This window comes from Sphaerotilus natans (assembly GCF_900156335.1).
GTDB classification, from domain to species: domain Bacteria; phylum Pseudomonadota; class Gammaproteobacteria; order Burkholderiales; family Burkholderiaceae_C; genus Sphaerotilus; species Sphaerotilus natans.
Window position 1 is genome coordinate 30,492 of record NZ_FTMZ01000011.1, and the last position, 16,104, is coordinate 46,595.

At 71.4% G+C, this 16,104-nt stretch carries 17 protein-coding genes, 1 pseudogene and 1 riboswitch; of the genes and pseudogenes, 7 read left to right on the top strand and 11 right to left on the bottom strand.

The window, feature by feature from the left end; genetic code table 11:
- Positions 1-32: 32 nt before the first annotated feature.
- The 8 genes and pseudogenes from BW996_RS11175 to BW996_RS11210 all read right to left on the bottom strand — a co-directional run bounded on the left by BW996_RS11175 (position 33) and on the right by BW996_RS11210 (position 7,922).
- On the bottom strand, positions 33-1,178 hold the full coding sequence (locus tag BW996_RS11175) for an aminotransferase class I/II-fold pyridoxal phosphate-dependent enzyme (protein ID WP_076458901.1): 1,146 nt from the start codon (positions 1,176-1,178) through the stop codon (positions 33-35).
- A 4-nt stretch (positions 1,179-1,182) separates the two neighbouring features.
- Positions 1,183-2,172, bottom strand: coding sequence for an adenosylcobinamide-phosphate synthase CbiB (gene cbiB, locus BW996_RS11180; RefSeq protein ID WP_081838292.1), 990 nt, complete (start codon positions 2,170-2,172; stop codon positions 1,183-1,185).
- A gap of 6 nt (positions 2,173-2,178) precedes the next feature.
- A pseudogene (gene cobO / locus BW996_RS11185) lies at positions 2,179-2,751 on the bottom strand (cob(I)yrinic acid a,c-diamide adenosyltransferase); the annotation flags it as partial.
- 30 nt (positions 2,752-2,781) lie between these two features.
- Entirely contained in the window at positions 2,782-3,588 is an 807-nt protein-coding gene (locus BW996_RS11190) for an ABC transporter ATP-binding protein (RefSeq protein ID WP_051632274.1), read from the bottom strand.
- Positions 3,588-4,598, bottom strand: a complete 1,011-nt coding sequence (locus tag BW996_RS11195; RefSeq protein WP_037485569.1) for a FecCD family ABC transporter permease — start codon at positions 4,596-4,598, stop codon at positions 3,588-3,590. The genes BW996_RS11190 and BW996_RS11195 overlap by 1 nt, the downstream gene beginning before the upstream one ends.
- On the bottom strand, positions 4,595-5,437 hold the full coding sequence (locus BW996_RS11200; protein WP_037485567.1) for an ABC transporter substrate-binding protein: 843 nt from the start codon (positions 5,435-5,437) through the stop codon (positions 4,595-4,597). The genes BW996_RS11195 and BW996_RS11200 overlap by 4 nt, the downstream gene beginning before the upstream one ends.
- A complete protein-coding gene (locus BW996_RS11205; protein WP_076458902.1) occupies positions 5,434-6,006 on the bottom strand; it encodes a bifunctional adenosylcobinamide kinase/adenosylcobinamide-phosphate guanylyltransferase in 573 nt (190 codons plus the stop codon). The genes BW996_RS11200 and BW996_RS11205 overlap by 4 nt, the downstream gene beginning before the upstream one ends.
- A 20-nt stretch (positions 6,007-6,026) precedes the next feature.
- Positions 6,027-7,922, bottom strand: coding sequence for a TonB-dependent receptor domain-containing protein (locus tag BW996_RS11210; RefSeq protein WP_051632052.1), 1,896 nt, complete (start codon positions 7,920-7,922; stop codon positions 6,027-6,029).
- Positions 7,923-8,007: 85 nt separating this feature from the next.
- Positions 8,008-8,250, bottom strand: a riboswitch (cobalamin riboswitch).
- A 108-nt stretch (positions 8,251-8,358) separates the two neighbouring features.
- Between BW996_RS11210 and BW996_RS11215 the strand changes: the two genes are divergently transcribed.
- The 3 genes from BW996_RS11215 (at position 8,359) to BW996_RS11225 (ending at position 9,938) form a co-directional block, all read left to right on the top strand.
- The gene (locus BW996_RS11215; RefSeq protein WP_037483244.1) at positions 8,359-8,592 is read left to right on the top strand and encodes a cell division protein ZapB; all 234 of its coding nucleotides are present in this window, start codon (positions 8,359-8,361) and stop codon (positions 8,590-8,592) included.
- A 2-nt stretch (positions 8,593-8,594) separates the two neighbouring features.
- Positions 8,595-8,927 carry a cell division protein ZapA gene (locus tag BW996_RS11220; RefSeq protein ID WP_037483241.1) on the top strand — a complete coding sequence of 111 codons (333 nt, stop codon included), beginning with the start codon at positions 8,595-8,597 and terminating at the stop codon, positions 8,925-8,927.
- Between the two features lie 198 nt (positions 8,928-9,125).
- Entirely contained in the window at positions 9,126-9,938 is an 813-nt protein-coding gene (locus tag BW996_RS11225; RefSeq protein WP_037483238.1) for a sulfite exporter TauE/SafE family protein, read from the top strand.
- Here BW996_RS11225 and BW996_RS11230 read toward each other — a convergent pair whose 3' ends face one another.
- From BW996_RS11230 to BW996_RS11240, 3 genes are all read right to left on the bottom strand, one after another.
- A complete protein-coding gene (locus BW996_RS11230) occupies positions 9,939-11,258 on the bottom strand; it encodes a methyl-accepting chemotaxis protein (RefSeq protein WP_051632050.1) in 1,320 nt (439 codons plus the stop codon).
- 61 nt (positions 11,259-11,319) lie between these two features.
- On the bottom strand, positions 11,320-13,365 hold the full coding sequence (locus BW996_RS11235) for a chemotaxis protein CheA (RefSeq protein WP_037483236.1): 2,046 nt from the start codon (positions 13,363-13,365) through the stop codon (positions 11,320-11,322).
- Between the two features lie 143 nt (positions 13,366-13,508).
- A complete protein-coding gene (locus BW996_RS11240) occupies positions 13,509-13,871 on the bottom strand; it encodes a response regulator (RefSeq protein WP_037483269.1) in 363 nt (120 codons plus the stop codon).
- On the opposite strand from BW996_RS11240, the gene BW996_RS22405 reads away from it, so the two are divergent.
- The 4 genes from BW996_RS22405 to BW996_RS11255 are packed head-to-tail and all read left to right on the top strand — an operon-like array spanning position 13,870 to position 16,103.
- On the top strand, positions 13,870-14,004 hold the full coding sequence (locus BW996_RS22405; protein WP_259373329.1) for a hypothetical protein: 135 nt from the start codon (positions 13,870-13,872) through the stop codon (positions 14,002-14,004). The two genes, BW996_RS11240 and BW996_RS22405, sit on opposite strands and share 2 nt — an antisense overlap.
- 17 nt (positions 14,005-14,021) lie before the next feature.
- Positions 14,022-15,179: a hybrid sensor histidine kinase/response regulator gene (locus BW996_RS11245; protein WP_037483234.1), complete on the top strand. Its 1,158-nt coding sequence runs from the start codon at positions 14,022-14,024 to the stop codon at positions 15,177-15,179.
- Complete coding sequence (locus tag BW996_RS11250; protein WP_037483232.1) at positions 15,176-15,805, top strand: response regulator; 630 nt, start codon at positions 15,176-15,178, stop codon at positions 15,803-15,805. The genes BW996_RS11245 and BW996_RS11250 overlap by 4 nt, the downstream gene beginning before the upstream one ends.
- Before the next feature lie 49 nt (positions 15,806-15,854).
- On the top strand, positions 15,855-16,103 hold the full coding sequence (locus BW996_RS11255; protein WP_037483229.1) for a hypothetical protein: 249 nt from the start codon (positions 15,855-15,857) through the stop codon (positions 16,101-16,103).
- The last annotated feature ends 1 nt before the right edge of the window (position 16,104 follow it).

The window sequence follows — 16,104 nt, forward strand, 5'->3', positions numbered from 1 at the left end:
GTGGGCCCTCGCCTTCGCGAGGGTGACGGTGATCAGTAAGTCGACAGCGACTGGAAGCCCGACTGCCGCACCGTCGGCACGAAGGTCGACTCGCCGATCACCTGGCGCCACAGCTGCGACAGCGCCTGCTGCGAGGGCGGCGCCTGCACGCTGACGCGCACCCAGCCCGGCAGCCCCATCGAGCTGCAGTCGCGCAGCTTCAGCCCGAGCGTGCGCAGCTCCGGCAGCAGCCGCACCGGATGGGCAGGATCTTCCTGGGCCTGCGCCGGGTCCTCCCAGCGCCCCCAGCGCGCCAGATAGAAGGGCGTGACGCTGGCGCGGCAGGTCCAGCCCAGGCGCCGATGGCACAGGTCGAGCTGCTGACGCCGCCAGCTGCGCAGGATGTGCAGGCTGGCGCGCACCCAGGACTGGGCCTCGTCGCTGGCCCAGGCGCTCAGCATCGCCACCCCGTGCGCGCCCAGCGGCCAGGACGGCGCCAGCCGGTCGAGCTGCTGCTGCAGCCAGTCGACCAGCTCGGCGGTGACCGTGCCGCGCTCCGGCGCGACCGCATAGGCGCCGCGCACCCCCGTCAGGCCGAGCGCCTTGTTCGGCGACCACAGCTGCCAGGCATGCGGCGAGAGTTCCGGCGCCTCGCCGTCCAGGCGCAGCGGCGCGTAGGCGCGGTCGACCACCAGCACCGAGTCGGTCGGATCGAAGTCCGGCGCCGGCGTCGCGTCGCCGGCCGGACTGCCCGGCTCGGTGTGCCAGATCAGATAGGGCGGCACATCGCCAGGCAGCCCGCTGGCGCGCCAGGGCTGCAGCCCGAGCGCATGGGCCGCGGCGACATATTCGCCATAGGCATAGTCGGGCACCTGCACCCGCGCGCCCGGCTTGAGCATCGCGATCGCCAGCGTCATGCGACGGATGAACTCGCTGGCGCTGGCAGCGATCACGATGCGCGCCGGATCGACCTGATGCAGCTGCCCGAGCTGGCGCCGCAGCGCGCTGAAGGTCGGATCGGGATAGCGCCGGGCATCGACCTGGCGCACCATTTCCAGCGCCATCGGCGCCGGCCCGCAGGCATTGGCATTGGTGGAGAAGTCCCAGCGCGGCACGCCGTGGGCATCGGGCCCGCCATGCGTGCGCGCGAAATCGTGCAGGGACGAAGTGATTTGGTGGTCGTGGTGCAGCGTCGTCATGGGCTCAGGCCGGCCCCCCGGCCAGCCGTGTCAGCATCATCAGCGCGCCCGCCACCAGTCCGCCCGCGAGCACGCCTGTCCAGATCCGCGCGGCCGACCGGGCCAGCCGCAGCGCCTGCCCGAGGTCCGCGGCCTCGGGAGATCGTCCTGCGGCATGCAGAGCATAGACGCCCGGCTTGCGCAATCTGACATCCAGACGTAACGCCATCGCGCCCATCGGCCAGCCGCCGTTGGGCGACGGCGTGCACGCGGCCTCGCGGGCCAGCCGGGACCACTCGTGCGGTCGCCAGACCGGACGCAGCAGCAGCGCGGTCAGCCGCGCCGTCGGCCAGGACAGCAGGTCGTCGGCCCGCGCCGCCCACTTGCCGGCCCACTCCCAGAAACCCCGGTAGCCCCACATCGCATCGGCGGTGTTCGCAAAGCGGTACAGCACCGCCCCCGGCAGCCCGGCCAGCGCAAACCAGGCCAGCGGCGCCACCACCGAATCGTTGAGGTTCTCGGCCAGCGTCTCGATCGCCGACTCGCGCACCTCACCGGCATCGAGCCGCGTCACGTCGCGGCTGACCAGCCAGGCCAGCCGGGCGCGACCGGCCTCGAGCGACTGCGCCAGCGCCGCCTCCACCGCGGCGACCTCGTCGCACAGCATGCGGCAGGCGAACAGCGGCTTGAGCGCCAGCGCCAGCAGCGCCAGCGCCAGCGGCCCCGGCAGCGCGATGATCCAGCGCTGCAGCGCCCAGGCCGCGCCGGCCAGCACGGCCGCGATCAGCAGCCACGACAGCGCGCCGCCCGCAAAGGCCGCCGCCGGCGCACGATCGCGCCAGAAGCGCCCGACCGGCCCGAGCAGCCGGCCCAGCCAGGCCACCGGATGCCAGCGGTCGGGCGGCTCGCCGAAGCGGCGGTCCAGCGCCCAGGCCAGCAGCAGCGCGCCGGCCTGCAGCAGCGGCCAGGGCCAGGGCGAGCCCAGCAGCACGGTCAGCGGCTCCGGCAGCGGCATGGCCCTTCAGTCCTCGATGCCGCGCTGCGCCGGCACGCCGGCCTGGTAGTGGTGCTTGACCGGGCGCATCTCGGTCACGGTGTCGGCCAGGTCGACCAGCTCCTGCGGCGCGTTGCGCCCGGTCAGCACCACATGCACATGGGCGGGGCGCTCGCGCAGCGCCGCCAGCACCGGCTCCAGCGCCACCCAGCCGTAGCGCAGCGGATACATGATCTCGTCGAGCACCACCAGGAAATGCGCGCCGGCGCGGATCGTCGCCTCGGCGCGCGCCCAGCCCTCGCGGGCAAGCTGCGCGGAATGCTCCAGATCCTTGCTTTTCCACGAGAAGCCGTCGCCCAGGCCCTCGATCGGCACACCGAGCTGCTCGAACATCCGGTGCTCGCCGAAGCGCGCGCTGGGCACCTTCATGAACTGGTAGATCTTCACCGGCTTGCCGCGGCCATGCGCACGCAGCGCCAGGCCGAAGGCGGCCGTGCTCTTGCCCTTGCCGTCACCGGTGTGGACCAGGATCAGGCCGCGGCGCTCGCCCTCGGGCTTCTGGCGGTCGCGCTCGACCGGGGGAGATTCGATCTGCATCGATCTGTCCTTGCGTTGTTCGGAATCCGTCGTTCAGAGCCGGGGCAGCGCGACCCACTGCACCTCGGTCGTGCCTGCAGCCACCGGCACCGCCTCGATGCGGATGGCGCCGCCGAAGACCTCGACCAGCGTGCGCTGCACCAGCGGATCGCCCGGCTGGCCGATCGCGTGGATCTGGCCGGCGGCCATCACCACCAGCCGGTCGGCAGCCAGCGCCAGGCTCAGCTCGTGCAGCACCGCGACGATGGTGCGGTTTTCCTCGCGGGCGAGCCGGGCCATCTGCCGCACCAGCGCCACCTGATGCGGCGGGTCGAGGTGGGTGGTCGGCTCGTCGAGCAGCAGCACCGGCGACTGCACCGCCAGCGCCCGCGCCAGCAGCACCCGCTGGCGCTCGCCGCCGGACAGCTCGGCCAGACGGCGGTGGCGCCAGGCGGTGCACCCGGTGGCCTGCATCGCCTGGCGAACCGCCTGCTCGTCGCGACCGCGCGCCAGGCCGAACAGCCCCAGATGCGGCAGACGCCCCAGCCGGACCACGTCGATCACCGTCAGGTCGCCGCCAGCCTCGCCCTGCTGCGCCAGCCAGGCCAGCCGGCGCGCGCGCTGCGGCGCCGGCCAGTCGGCCAGCGGCGCGCGGTCGAGCCGGACCTCGCCCTGCTCGAGCGGCTGCAGCCCGGCCAGCGCACGCAGCAGCGTCGACTTGCCGGCACCATTGGGCCCGACGATCGCGGTCCAGCCCGGGCCGAAGTCCAGGTCGATGTCGCGCAGCACCGTGCGGTCGCCCAGGCGCACCTGCAGGTGACGGGCGCTGAGCATCGGATCGGGCACGAAGGGGCCGCCCATCAGCCCATCCTCCGGCGCTGCAGCAGCCACAGCAGATAGGAGCCGCCCAGCACCGCGGTCAGCACGCCGACGGGCAGCTCCTGCGGCGCGATCAGCCAGCGCGAGAGCACGTCGGCGCCCATCAGCAGCACGCCGCCCATCGCCGCGCTGGCCACCAGGCAGTAGCCGTGCGTCGCCTGCACGAAGCGGCGCACCAGATGCGGCGCCACCAGCCCGACAAAGGCGACCATGCCGGCCTGCGCGACCGCGGTGCCGGTGGCCAGCGCCATCAGCGCGACCATCACCAGCCGCAGCCGCGGCAGCGACAGCCCGAGGCTGGTGGCGCTGTCCTCGCCCAGCGACAGGGCATCGAGCACCCGCGCCAGCCGCCAGGCCAGCGGCAGCGCCGCCAGCAGCGCCAGCAGCAGCAGCAGGCAGGACGGCCAGCCGAGAAAGCCGGTCGTGCCCAGCAGAAAGGCCTGCTTGCCACGCAGCGCGTCCGGGTCGAGCGTGGTCAGCAGATCGTTGAAGGCCCCCAGCACCACGCCGACCACCACGCCGGCCAGCAGCAGCCGGGTGGTGTGGGTCGCACCCCGGGCCAGCAGCAGCGTCAGCGAGACGCCCAGCAGGGCCCCGCAGAAGGCCGCACCGACCAGGCCGAAACGCGCCAGCCAGCCCGCCGCACCGCCCCCGAGCACCACCGAGCTGGCGGTCAGCACGCCCACCACCCCGAGCGAGGCGCCGGCGGCCGAGCCCAGCAGATAGGGATCGGCCAGCGGATTGCGGAACAGCCCCTGCGCGATCGCGCCGGCCAGGCCGAACAGCGCGCCGGTCAGCCAGGCGCCCAGCGTGCGCGGCAGACGAATCTGGCCCAGCACCAGCCCGGCCGAGCCGTCGTCGAACAGTGCCCGCAGCGCCGAGAAGCTGGCGCCTTCGCTGCCGATCAGCAGCCCGGCCAGCAGCCCGATCAGCGACAGCAGCGCCAGCGCGCGCGCCAGCAGCCTGCGGCGATAGCGTTCTTCGAGGCTCATTCGCGCAGGGCCGTCAGGCAGTCGGCGACCAGCTCGGCCGCTTCGCCCAGGCGCGGCCCCGGCCGCACCAGGGTGTCGTAGCGATCGGCCGGAAAGGCGCAGCGCCGGCCCGACTGCAGCGCCTTCAGCCCGGCCCAGCCCGGCCGGCGCGGCATGTCGGCGATGTGGCGCTCGACCGCCATCACCACATCGGGCGCGGCGCGCACGACAAATTCGGGATTGAGCTTCGGGAAGGGCCCGAGCTCGGCCGGCACGATGTTGACCAGGCCGAAGCGCTGCAGCAGCTCGCCGATGAAGGAGCTGCGCCCGGCCGCATAGGGCGCCGAGTCGACCTCGAAATAGACGCTGCGCCCGCGCCAGCCGGCCGGCACCCGCGCCACGGCCCGCTCGACCTGCGCGTCGATGCGCGCCCACAGCGCCGTGCCCTGCCCGGGCCGACCCAGCAGCGTGGCGATCGTCTCGGCGGTGCGCCGCGCCTCCTCGGTGGTGCGCGACTCCAGCACCACCACCTTCAGGCCGAGCGACTGCAGCCGCTCGACCGCCCGGCTCGACGGCACGGCCAGCACCACGTCGGGCCGCAGGCCGACGATGCGCTCGATCTGCGGATCGTCCATGCCGCCCAGGCGTGGCAGCCGCTCGACCCGGGCCGGCCAGCTGGAATAGCGGTCGACGCCGACCAGACGCTCGCACTCGCCCAGCGCGCAGACGGTCTCGGTCAGCGAGGGCATCAGCGAGACGATGCGCCGTGGCGGCGTGGACGTGGACGAGGTCTGGGCCGCCGCCAGCGCGGGCAGCAGCGGCAGCAGGACGGCGCAGGCCAGGAGAAAGAGACGCCTCACCGCCGCACCGCCATCTCGAGCCCGGCCACCATCAGCGTGACCTGCGGGCAGACCGCCGCCACCTGCTGATGCAGCCGCCCGAGCGCATCGACGAAGTGCCGCGCCTCGCGCGACAGCGGCGCCAGGCCCAGGCCGATCTCGTTGGAGACCAGCACCACCGGACCGGGCGCCTCGGCCAGCGCCGCCGCCAGCGCGTCGCTGGCGGCCTGCCAGCGCGCCGCATCGGCCGGCTCGCCCTCGAGCGGCATCAGCCAGCGGGTGGTCCACAGCGTCAGGCAGTCGATCAGCACCAGCGTGTCGGGCACGGCATGGCGGCGCAGCGCGGCGGCCAGGTCGAGGCAGTCCTCGTCGGTGGCCATCGCCGGCACCCGCTCGAGGCGGTCGAGGCGGTGTTGCGCGATGCGCTCGCGCATCTCGCCGTCGCCCGCCAGCGCGGTGGCCAGCAGCACCGCACGGCGCCCGGGCGCGCCGGCCAGCCAGTCGGCCGCGCGGCGCTCGCCGCAGCGCGACTTGCCGCTGCGCTGGCCGCCGAGGATGAACTCGCAACGCGGATGGTTCTGCGTTCTCATCACCCGATGATCGCTCAGTCTCAGCGCGGGCTGTAACGCAGCGTGACGTGGAGCTCGCGGCCCGGCTGGTTGTAGCCCCAGGCGGTCTCGTACTGGCGGTCGAACACATTGTTCAGCCGCGCGCCCAGCGACCAGTCGCGCTGGAACTGCCACTGCGCGTTCAGGTCGGCCACCGCGTAGCCGGCCAGGCGGCGGGTGTTGGCCGCGTCGTCGTAGCGGTGGCTGCGCGCCTGCAGGCCGGCACCGACGCTCCAAGCGCCCAGATCGACATCGGCCGACAGCCGGGCCTGGTTGCGTGCGCGGCGCGGCAGCAGCTTGTCGTGGTTGGCGCTGCCCTCGGTGGCGTTGCGCGGGTCCAGATGGTCATAGGCGGCACCGACCCGCACCGGGCCGAGGCGGCCGTCATAGGCCAGCGTCACGCCCCGGCTCTCGACATAGGGCAGATTGGTCGGGTTGGCGCCCTGGGTGATGTAGCCGCGCACCCGGTTGCCGAACAGCGTCGCGCTGACGCTCTGCTCGCCCAGGGTGTAGCGCAGGCCCAGCTCGGCATGGCGGCCTTCCTCGGGCGCCAGCGCCGGGTTGCCATAGGACGGCCAGTAGAGCTGGTTGAAGCTCGGCGCGACGAAGCTGGTGCCGAGCTGGGCGCTCAGGCGCAGCGCATCGCTCAGCGCCAGGCCGTAGCCGAGGTTGCCGGTGGTCTGGTCGCCGTACTGCGAGTTGCGGTCATGGCGCACGCCGGCCTGCACGGTGTGCGCACCCAGCACCGCGCGGTAGCCCAGCGCGCCGCTGCGCACGGTGCGCTCGGTCACCTCGTAGTTGCCACCCGGCTTGCTGACCTTCTGCTTCAGATGCTCGGCCACCACCAGCAGCGAGCCGACCGGCAGCACCAAGGTGTTGTCCCAGCTCAGCTGCTGCTGCACCGTGGCGATCGTGCCCAGATCGGTCCAGGGCGAGGCCGAGGCCAGCGTCTCGTAGTCGTTGGCGCTGCGGGCCACCCGCAGCACCGTCGACCAGCCCTTGACCACCTCGCCGCTGGCATCGACCGAGGTGACCTGGGTGCGCAGGCCGGCGCGCGAATCGGCGCCCGGGCCGTCATCGAAGCCGGTGCGCGATTCCGACTGCAGCAGCCGGGCATTGAGCTGCCAGCCCTGCGGCAGGCGCAGGCCGAGCTGCGCGCTGCCGGCGTTCTGGTTGAAGCCGTCCGGATCCGGGTTGTGGCTGCCGTACAGCACCCGCTCGTTGGTCGACGAAAAGCCGCGATTCTCGGTGTGGATCAGCTGGACCGCGCCATTCCAGAGGCCATCGTCGAAGCTCAGACCGGCGCTGCCCTGGGCATGGCGCTTGCTGCCCACCGTCAGCGCGCCGTTGCCACGCAAGCCCTGGCCCGGCTGGGCACGGCGGGTGAAGACCTGCACCACGCCGCCGACCGCATCGCTGCCGTACAGGCTGGAGAGCGGGCCGCGCACGATCTCGATGCGCTCGATGTCGCCCAGCGGCAGGTTGTCGAAGTCGGCCTGACCCAGCGTGGCCGAGCCGTAGCGCACGCCATCGACCAGCAGCAGCACATGGCGCGCCTCCAGGCCACGCATGAAGATCGAGCTGGACTTGCCCAGACCGCCATTGGAGGTGAACTGGATGCCCGGCTGCTGCGCCAGCACCTCGGCCAGCGTGCGGCCGGACTGGACCGCCAGATCCTCGGCAGTCAGCACCGTCACGTCGGCGATGCTGCGGTCGGCCTGGATCGGGCTGCGGGTGGAGGTCACCACCACCGCGGGCAGCGAGGCCGCCGCGGTGGCCACGGCCGGGGCGGACTGGGCGGCGGCACCCAGCGGCAGGCACAGCATCAGCGCTGCGGCCGCAGCAGTGGCGCGCAGGCGCGTTTCGGGCAGACGGCTGCCGACGGAGAGCTTGGACATGATGAAACGGTGTCAGGATCGTGCATGCCAGCGTCCCCGCAGGCCTCGCACCTCATGGCCCGCCGGCGCCGCGACCGGCGCGACATCGACAGACCCCCTGTTGGCCGGTATCCGGGCTGACGGACGAACCCGCTGCGACCCTTCCCGGCCTCGTCGTGAAGCCAGTGGTTCATGTGCGCAGGGGCAGAGAGCCGCCGAGGCTCTCGTCCGCTTACCGTTGCGGGGGCAGCACAGGTTGGGCCGACCCGGCGGGTCTTGACCTTCCTGTTTCCCGTTTAACCCACCGACCAGATCCGGTCAGGCGAGCACCAACAGCGTGAATTGTAAACATTGCGGCGGTGCACCACTACAATCGGACCCTTCCGGCGCCCTCGCCTGTGGCGTTCGCGCCAACACGATGCAGCGGCACCGACCGCCCCGACAGCACAGCAGCGCAATGTCCACACTCGAAGACCTCGCCGACCGGATAGAACGGCTGATCCTTCGCCATGAAGAGCTCAAGCGCGCCAATGCCCAGCTCGAGCAGCAGCTCACCGCGGTCGCGGCCGAACGGGACAATCTGCGCTCGCGCTATGCGGCCGCGCGCAACCGCATCGATGCGCTGCTGGAGCGGCTGCCCGCCGGCGATGTCGACACCCATGAACGCGGCGCCTCGGGAGGCGGGGTATGAGCATGAAGCAGATGGAAGTCAGCATCATGGGCCAGATCTACCTGCTGGCCTGCCCGGAGGGCGGAGACGCAGTGCTGGCCGAAGCGGTGACCCGGGTCGACCGCGAGATGTGCGCGATCCGCGACGCCGGCCGGGTCAAGGCACGCGAGCGCATCGCCGTGCTGGCGGCGCTGAACATCGCCTACGCGCTGAGCGAGCTGCGCCACTCGGGCGGCACCCCGATGCCGCTGCCGCCCCCGCCGCCGCCCGCTCCGCCGCCGATCACCATCGATGTCGACAGTCTGGTCCGACGCATCGAGGCCAGCCTCGGCGCCGAGGGAATGAAGCTAGAATGACCCCCGTCCGTCGCGTCCGCGGGGGTTTTATATTTCCTTGAACCGATGCTCTCGCGAGCCCGGGCCTGGAACATTGTCCGGCTGGTGCGATCGTCTCGCGTCAGATGAACCCGAAGCCGGACTGACCTCGCCCACCTGAATCCCCTGGGTTCAGGAATGCGGCCCTCGGTTCGCGACGGACACCTCCCCACCACCACGATGAACCTCGACCCGATGCTGGTCGCCCAGCTGCTCGTGCTCGGCAGCTGCACCGGTTTTCTCGCCGGCCTGCTGGGCATTGGCGGGGGCATGCTGATCGTGCCCTTCATGACGCTGATCCTGTCCGCGCGCGGCGTGGAGTCAGCACTGGCGGTCAAGATGGCGATCGCCACCTCGATGGCCACCATCGTCTTCACCTCGATCTCGAGCGTGCGCGCCCACCACCGGCGCGGCGCGGTTCGCTGGGATCTGGTGCGACGCATTGCGCCGGGCATCGTGATCGGCGGGCTGATCGCCGGCGCAGGCGCCTTTGCCGCGCTGCGCGGCACGACGCTGGCGCTGGTCTTCGCGGTCTTCGTCGCCTTCTCGGCCACGCAGATGCTGCGCAACCGTCAGCCGGCGCCGTCGCGGCAGATGCCCGGCACCGCGGGCAGCCTGGGCGCTGGCACGCTGATCGGCTTCATCTCCGGATTGGTGGGCGCCGGCGGCGGCTTCATCTCGGTGCCCTTCATGACCTGGTGCAATGTCGCGATGCACCAGGCAGTGGCGACCTCAGCCGCGCTGGGCCTGCCGATCGCGCTGGCCAACACCGTCGGCTACCTGATCGGCGGCTGGTCGATGCCGGCGCCGCTGCCCGGCGCGCTGGGCTGGCTGTGGCTGCCGGGCCTCGGGCTGATCGCCTGCGCCAGCGTGCTGACCGCGCCGCTGGGCGCACGCGCTGCCCATGCGCTGCAGGTCGCTCAGCTCAAGCGCGCCTTCGCGCTGGTGCTCTACCTGCTGGCGCTCTACATGGGCTGGAAGGCGCTGGGCTGATCAGAAGGATTCCCACTGCTCGGTCGAGCCGGTCTCGGCCACCGGCGCGGGGGCCGGCGCGGCCTTGCGCTCGGCGGCGGGCGGCGGGGGCGGGGCCGGCCGGCTGACCGGTGCCGGCGCAGGCGTCGCTGCGGCACGGGCCACCGGCGCTGCCGCGGCACGCGCCGCCGACTTCGGCTTCGGCGCTGGCGACACGGACGGCACCCGGCTGCCACTGCTGCCGCCGCCCGTTCCCAGCTGGAAGCTCTTGACGCCAGCCGCCAGCGTCGCGGCCTGACGGCGCAGACTGTCGGCGGCGGCCGCGCTCTCCTCGACCAGCGCGGCGTTCTGCTGCGTCATCTGGTCGAGCTGGCCGACCGCGGCGCTGACCCGGCCGAGCTCGGTGCTCTGCTCGCTGGTCGAGGCGGTGATCTCGCTGATCAGGTCGCTGACACGCTGCACGCCGCTGACGATGTCGCTCATCGCCCGACCGGCATCGTGGACCAGATGCGTGCCGGCACCGACCTTGTCGACGCTGGCTCCGATCAGGGTCTTGATCTCCTTGGCCGCATGGGCGCTGCGCTGCGCCAGGTTGCGCACCTCGCCGGCCACCACCGCGAAGCCGCGGCCCTGCTCGCCAGCCCGGGCGGCTTCCACCGCCGCGTTCAGCGCCAGGATGTTGGTCTGGAACGCGATGCCGTCGATCACGCCGATGATCTCGGCGATCTTGCGGCTGGAGGCGCTGATCTCCTCCATGTTGCTGACGACCTGGGTCATCACGTCGCCGCCGCGCTGGGCGGCGCTGGAAGCCTGGCCGGCCAGCTCGTTGGCGAGCTGGGCCGAATCGGCGGTCTGGCGCACCGTCTCGCTGAGCTGCTCCATCGAGCTGGAGGTCTGCTGCAGCGACCCGGCGGTCTGCTCGGTGCGCATCGACAGCTCCTGGTTGCCGGCCGCGATCTGCGTGCTGGCGGTGCCGACCGCATCGGTCGACTCGCGGATGCTGCCGACGATCGCGCCGACCGCATCCTGCATGCGCAGCAGCGCACGCAGCAGCTGCGCGGCCTCGTCCTCGCCGCGGACGTCCAGGCGGGTGCCCAGGTCGCCCTGGGTGATCGCGTCGGTCAGCTGCTGGGCGCGGGCGATCGGCGCGACGATCGAGGCCGAGTTGATCAGCGTCAGCGGCACGACGACCGCCAGCATCGCCGCCATCGTGCCGAGGATCAGCAAGCGGTCGGCGCCGCTCCAGACCATGGCGCCGATGACGGCGAACAGCCCCACCAGCAGGGCCACCGCCGCGGCCATGCGCAGTCGGATGGTGAAATTCCAGAACATGTCCTGCATCGCAAGCGCTCCCGGGATTGGTCTGTCGCGTGTCGTGTCGTGAAGGAGCCGGGACGGCGCGTCAGCGCGCCTGCACCAGCGTGGCGATGTCGAGGATCAGCGCGACCCGGCCATTGCCGAGAATCGTCGCGCCCGAGACATGCGGGATGCGCTTGTAGTGGGTCTCGAGATTCTTCACCACCACCTGCTGCTGGCCGATCAGCTCGTCGACGATCAGCGCCGCGCGCGAGCCCTCCGACTCGACGATGACCATGATCGGCTGAGCCGCCGGCTCGTCGCGCCAGACGCCGAAGTGTCCGGCCAGGTCGACCACCGGCAGGTACTCCTCGCGCACCTTGGCAACGCGGTTGTTGTTGCCCAGCGAGCGGATGCGGTCCGGCCCGATCAGGTCGCTCTCGACCACCGAGCCCAGCGGCAGGATGTAGACCTCGTCGCCGACGGCCACGCTCATGCCGTCCATGATCGCCAGCGTCAGCGGCAGGCGCACCTTCACGCTCATGCCGCAGCCCGGCGCCGACTCGATGTCGACCCGCCCGCCCAGACCGAGAATGTTCTTCTTCACCACGTCCATGCCGACGCCGCGGCCGGAGACGTCGGTGACCTGCTCGGCGGTCGAGAAGCCCGGCTCGAAGATCAGGTTCCAGACCTGGGCATCGGTCATCGAGTCGGAGGCCTGCAGACCGCGCTCGATCGCCTTGGAGATCAGCTTCTCGCGCGAGAGGCCTTTGCCGTCGTCGCGCACCTCGATCACCACCGAGCCGCCCTGGTGCCAGGCCGACAGCGTGATCGTGCCCACCGCCGGCTTGCCGGCCTGCACCCGCGCCTGCGGCAGCTCGATGCCGTGGTCGCAGGAATTGCGCACCAGGTGGGTCAGCGGGTCGGTGATCTTCTCGATCAGGCCCTTGTCGAGCTCGGTGGCCTCGCCATGCGTGACCAGCTCGACCTGCTTGCCCAGCTTGCCCGAGAGGTCGCGCAGCATGCGCGGGAAGCGGCTGAACACCGCCGACATCGGGATCATGCGGATCGACATCACCGCGTCCTGCAGGTCGCGCGAGTTGCGCTCCATCAGGTTGATCGCGCTGACGAGGGACTGGTGCACCACCGGATCGAGCGAGCGGCTGCCCTGGATCAGCATCGCCTGGGTGATGACCAGCTCGCCGACCAGGTTGATCAGCTGGTCGACCTTCTCGACCGAGACGCGCAGCGTGGCCGCATCCGGCGCGGCCGGTGCGCGGTTGCCGCCCTTGGCCGCGCTGGCCGGGGCGGCGGCCGCCGGTGGCGCCGCTGGCGCCGGGGCGCCGGCCGGCGGCGGCTCGGGCGCGGCGGAGGGCACGCCGGGATTGCCTTCGTAGAAGCCGAAGCCGGGGCCGGATTCCATCAGGTGGACCAGCTTGCGATCGACATGGAAGCTGAACAGGTCGAGCAGCTCGTTGTCGGTGCAGCTGGTGATGACGGTGAAGCGGCGCATGCCGTCGACCGGCTCACCGAAGTCCAGCGGCTTCATCTCGCCGATGCCGGGAATCTCCTCGAAGAGCTCATGCAGATGGCTGGCCGTCTGCGGCAGCTCGAGCGGGCCGATGCGGACCTCGAGTTCACGGGTGCCCGCCGGCCTGGGCGCAGCGGCCGGCGCGGCCGCCGCAGGTGCTGCCACCGGTGCCGAGCTGGCCGCCGCGTCGAGGCTGGCCAGACGGCGAATGTCGGCGACCAGGCCGCTGGTCTCGGGCGCCTCGTCGGTCAGGCCCTGCTGGAAGGACAGCAGGCCCCACAGCGCATCGCCGCCGCGCAGCAGCACGTCGACCATCGGCGGCGTCGGAGCCAGCTCGTGACGGCGCAGCCGGTCGAGCAGCGTCTCCATCTCGTGCGCCAGCGTGGCCACCGCGGTGAAGCCGAAGGTGGCTGCGCCGCCCTTGATCGAGTGCGCGACCCGGAAGATCGCGTTGAGCGTCTCGTCGTCGACTGCGGCCGGATCGAGCGCAAGCAGCAGCTGTTCCATGCTCTGCAGGTTCTCCGCCGCCTCCTCGAAGAAGGTCTGGTGGAACTGCTGCAGGTCGAGGCCGCCGTCGCTGGAACGCGAAGAGGCAGAGCCTTGGGAGAGTCGATCGGCCATGGTGTCGGGGCTTCCTCAGTGAGTGCGCTCGGCGCGGACTCGGTGCGGGCGGCGGAAATCGTCGGACAGGTCCGAGAAGGCACCGGCACAGCAGTCATGCTGCGACGCCGGTGCCATGGGCGGTGCAGGGTCGAAAGGCAGGGTCAGCGGATGACCATGCGGATGACCTCGAGCAGCTTCATCGAATCGAAGGGCTTGACCAGCCAGCCGGTGGCACCGGCCTCCTTGCCGGCCTTCTTCATGTCGTCGCCCGACTCGGTGGTCAGGATCAGGATCGGCGTGGAACGGTACTGGGAGGTCTCGCGCAGCTTGCGCGTCAGCGAGGTGCCGTCCATGCGCGGCATGTTCTGGTCGGTCAGCACCAGGTCGAACTGCTGGCGGCCGGCCTTTTCCCAGGCGTCGGCTCCGTCGACCGCTTCCACGACCTGGTAGCCCGCGCTTTTCAGCGTGAACTGGACCATCTGACGCATGGAAGGGGAATCGTCGACAGCAAGGATGGATGGCATGAATCTCTCCGGCAGCGGCTCGCCGCTGTTGATGGACACTGAACGGGTGTCGATTGCATCAATTTTTCTCAATCGCGCCTGTCACCGGTGCCGGGATCACGCCTCAAAATCCGGCTCAGTTCCTGACATGTGAAAAAACGTTGCCCGCCCATGCCCCGTACCCCCCAGCTGCGCCGCCTGCGCCTGCTTCATCTGGAAGATTCGGAGCTGGATCACCAGCTGGTGCTGGCACACCTGCGCCGCGGTGGCATCGAGCCGTCGATGCAGCGCATCGACACCGAGGGCGCCTTCCTGGCCGCGCTGGACCAGCGCTGGGACGCGGTGATCTCCGACTACAACCTGCCAGGCTTTTCCGGCCTGGTGGCGCTGGAGCTGCTGCGCGAGCGTGATGCGCTGCTGCCCTTCATCCTGGTCTCCGGCGAGATCGGCGAGGACACCGCGGTCGAGGCGATGCGCAACGGCGCCTCCGACTACCTGCTCAAGAGCAACCTGATCCGGCTGGTGCCGGCGCTGCTGCATGCGGTCGAGGTCTGCGAGGGCCTGCGCGCGCGCCAACGCAGCGACGAGGAGCTGGCGCGCTCGCGCAAGCGCCTGTCGGAGCTGGCCCAGCACCTGCAGACCTCGATCGAGATGGAACGCGCCGCCATCGCGCGCGAGATCCACGACGACGTCGGCGGCTCGCTGACCGCGGTCAAGTTCGATCTGGCCTGGCTGGCGCGCCACGCGCCCAACGGCCCGATGGCCGAGCGCGCCCAGCAGGCGCTGGAGACGGTCAACCACGCCATCGAGGCCAGCCAGCGCATCATGCACAACCTGCGCCCAGCCATTCTCGAACAGGGCCTGGTGGCGGCACTGCAATGGATGACGCAGCGCTTCGAGCGCCGCAACGGCATCATGACCGCCTTCCGCACCAGCCATGACCACCTGCGCCTGCCCCCGGGCGTGCCGCTGGTGGCCTATCGCACCGCGCAGGAGGCGCTGACCAACATCTCCAAGCACGCCCGCGCCACCCGGGTGCAGGTCGACCTGACGGTGGCCGCCGGCGTGCTGTCGCTGGAGATCAGCGACAACGGCCGCGGCCTGTCGAACCAGGACCTCGGCAAGGAGCGCTCCTTCGGCATCCGCGGCCTGCACGAGCGCGCCGACACCGTCGGCGGCTGGATCGACCTGAGCAGCTCGCCCACCGGCACGACGCTGATCCTGTCGGTGCCGCTCGACGTGGTCGGTACCAGCTCGCGTCCTGGCGACACCGACATCGACCTGCCCCTGGGCAGCCCTCACGATCCATCCACCTGGGGAGCGCTATGACCCGCGTCATCCTGTGCGACGACCACGCGCTGATCCGCCGTGGCATCCGCGACACGCTGGCCGAGCAGCCCGACATGCAGATCGTCGGCGAGGCCGGCGAATACGGCGAGCTGCGCACGCTGCTGCGCAGCACCTCCTGCGACGTGCTGGTGCTCGACATCAGCATGCCCGGGCGCAGCGGCCTGGACGTGCTGCATGTGCTCAAGGACGAGGGCTCGCCGATCCGGGTGCTGATCGTCTCGATGTACCCGGAGGACCAGTACGCGCTGCGCGCGCTGCGCGCCGGCGCCTACGGCTATGTCAACAAGGGCGCCGATCCGGCGCAGATCGTCGCCGCGGTGCGCATGGTCGCGCAGGGGCGCAAGTACATCACCGCCGAGATGGCGCAGATGCTGGTCGAGAGCCTGACCACGCCCGCGCCCGAGGCGCCGCACGAGAAGCTCTCCGATCGCGAGCTGCAGACGCTGACGATGATCGCCTCCGGCAAGCGCCTGTCCGACATCGCCGAGGAGCTGTCGCTGAGTCCCAAGACCGTCAGCGTCTACCGCGCGCGCGTGCTGGAGAAGCTGGGGCTGACCAACAACTCCGAGCTGACGGTCTACGCGATCCGCAACAGCCTGGTCTGAGCGCGGCAAAGACCGCATGAGACAATCCGGCGCATCACAGGAGCCCGCGATGACCCCTCCGATCGTTCTCGACGAAGCCGCGATGCAGGCGGCCGAAGCCCGCATTCCCGAACTGGCCGAGCTGGCGGTCAGGCAGGCCCGCCAGCAGGCGCTGCAGATCTCCGGACGGGTGATCGAAGCGGTCGACGGCCAGCTGGTCGAGACCCGTGCCAGCGGCGAGCGTCATGTGCTGCGCAGCCTGCCCGCCCGCATCCCGGTGCGACGCGGCATGACGCTGACGCGCCGGGCCCCGCGCTGAG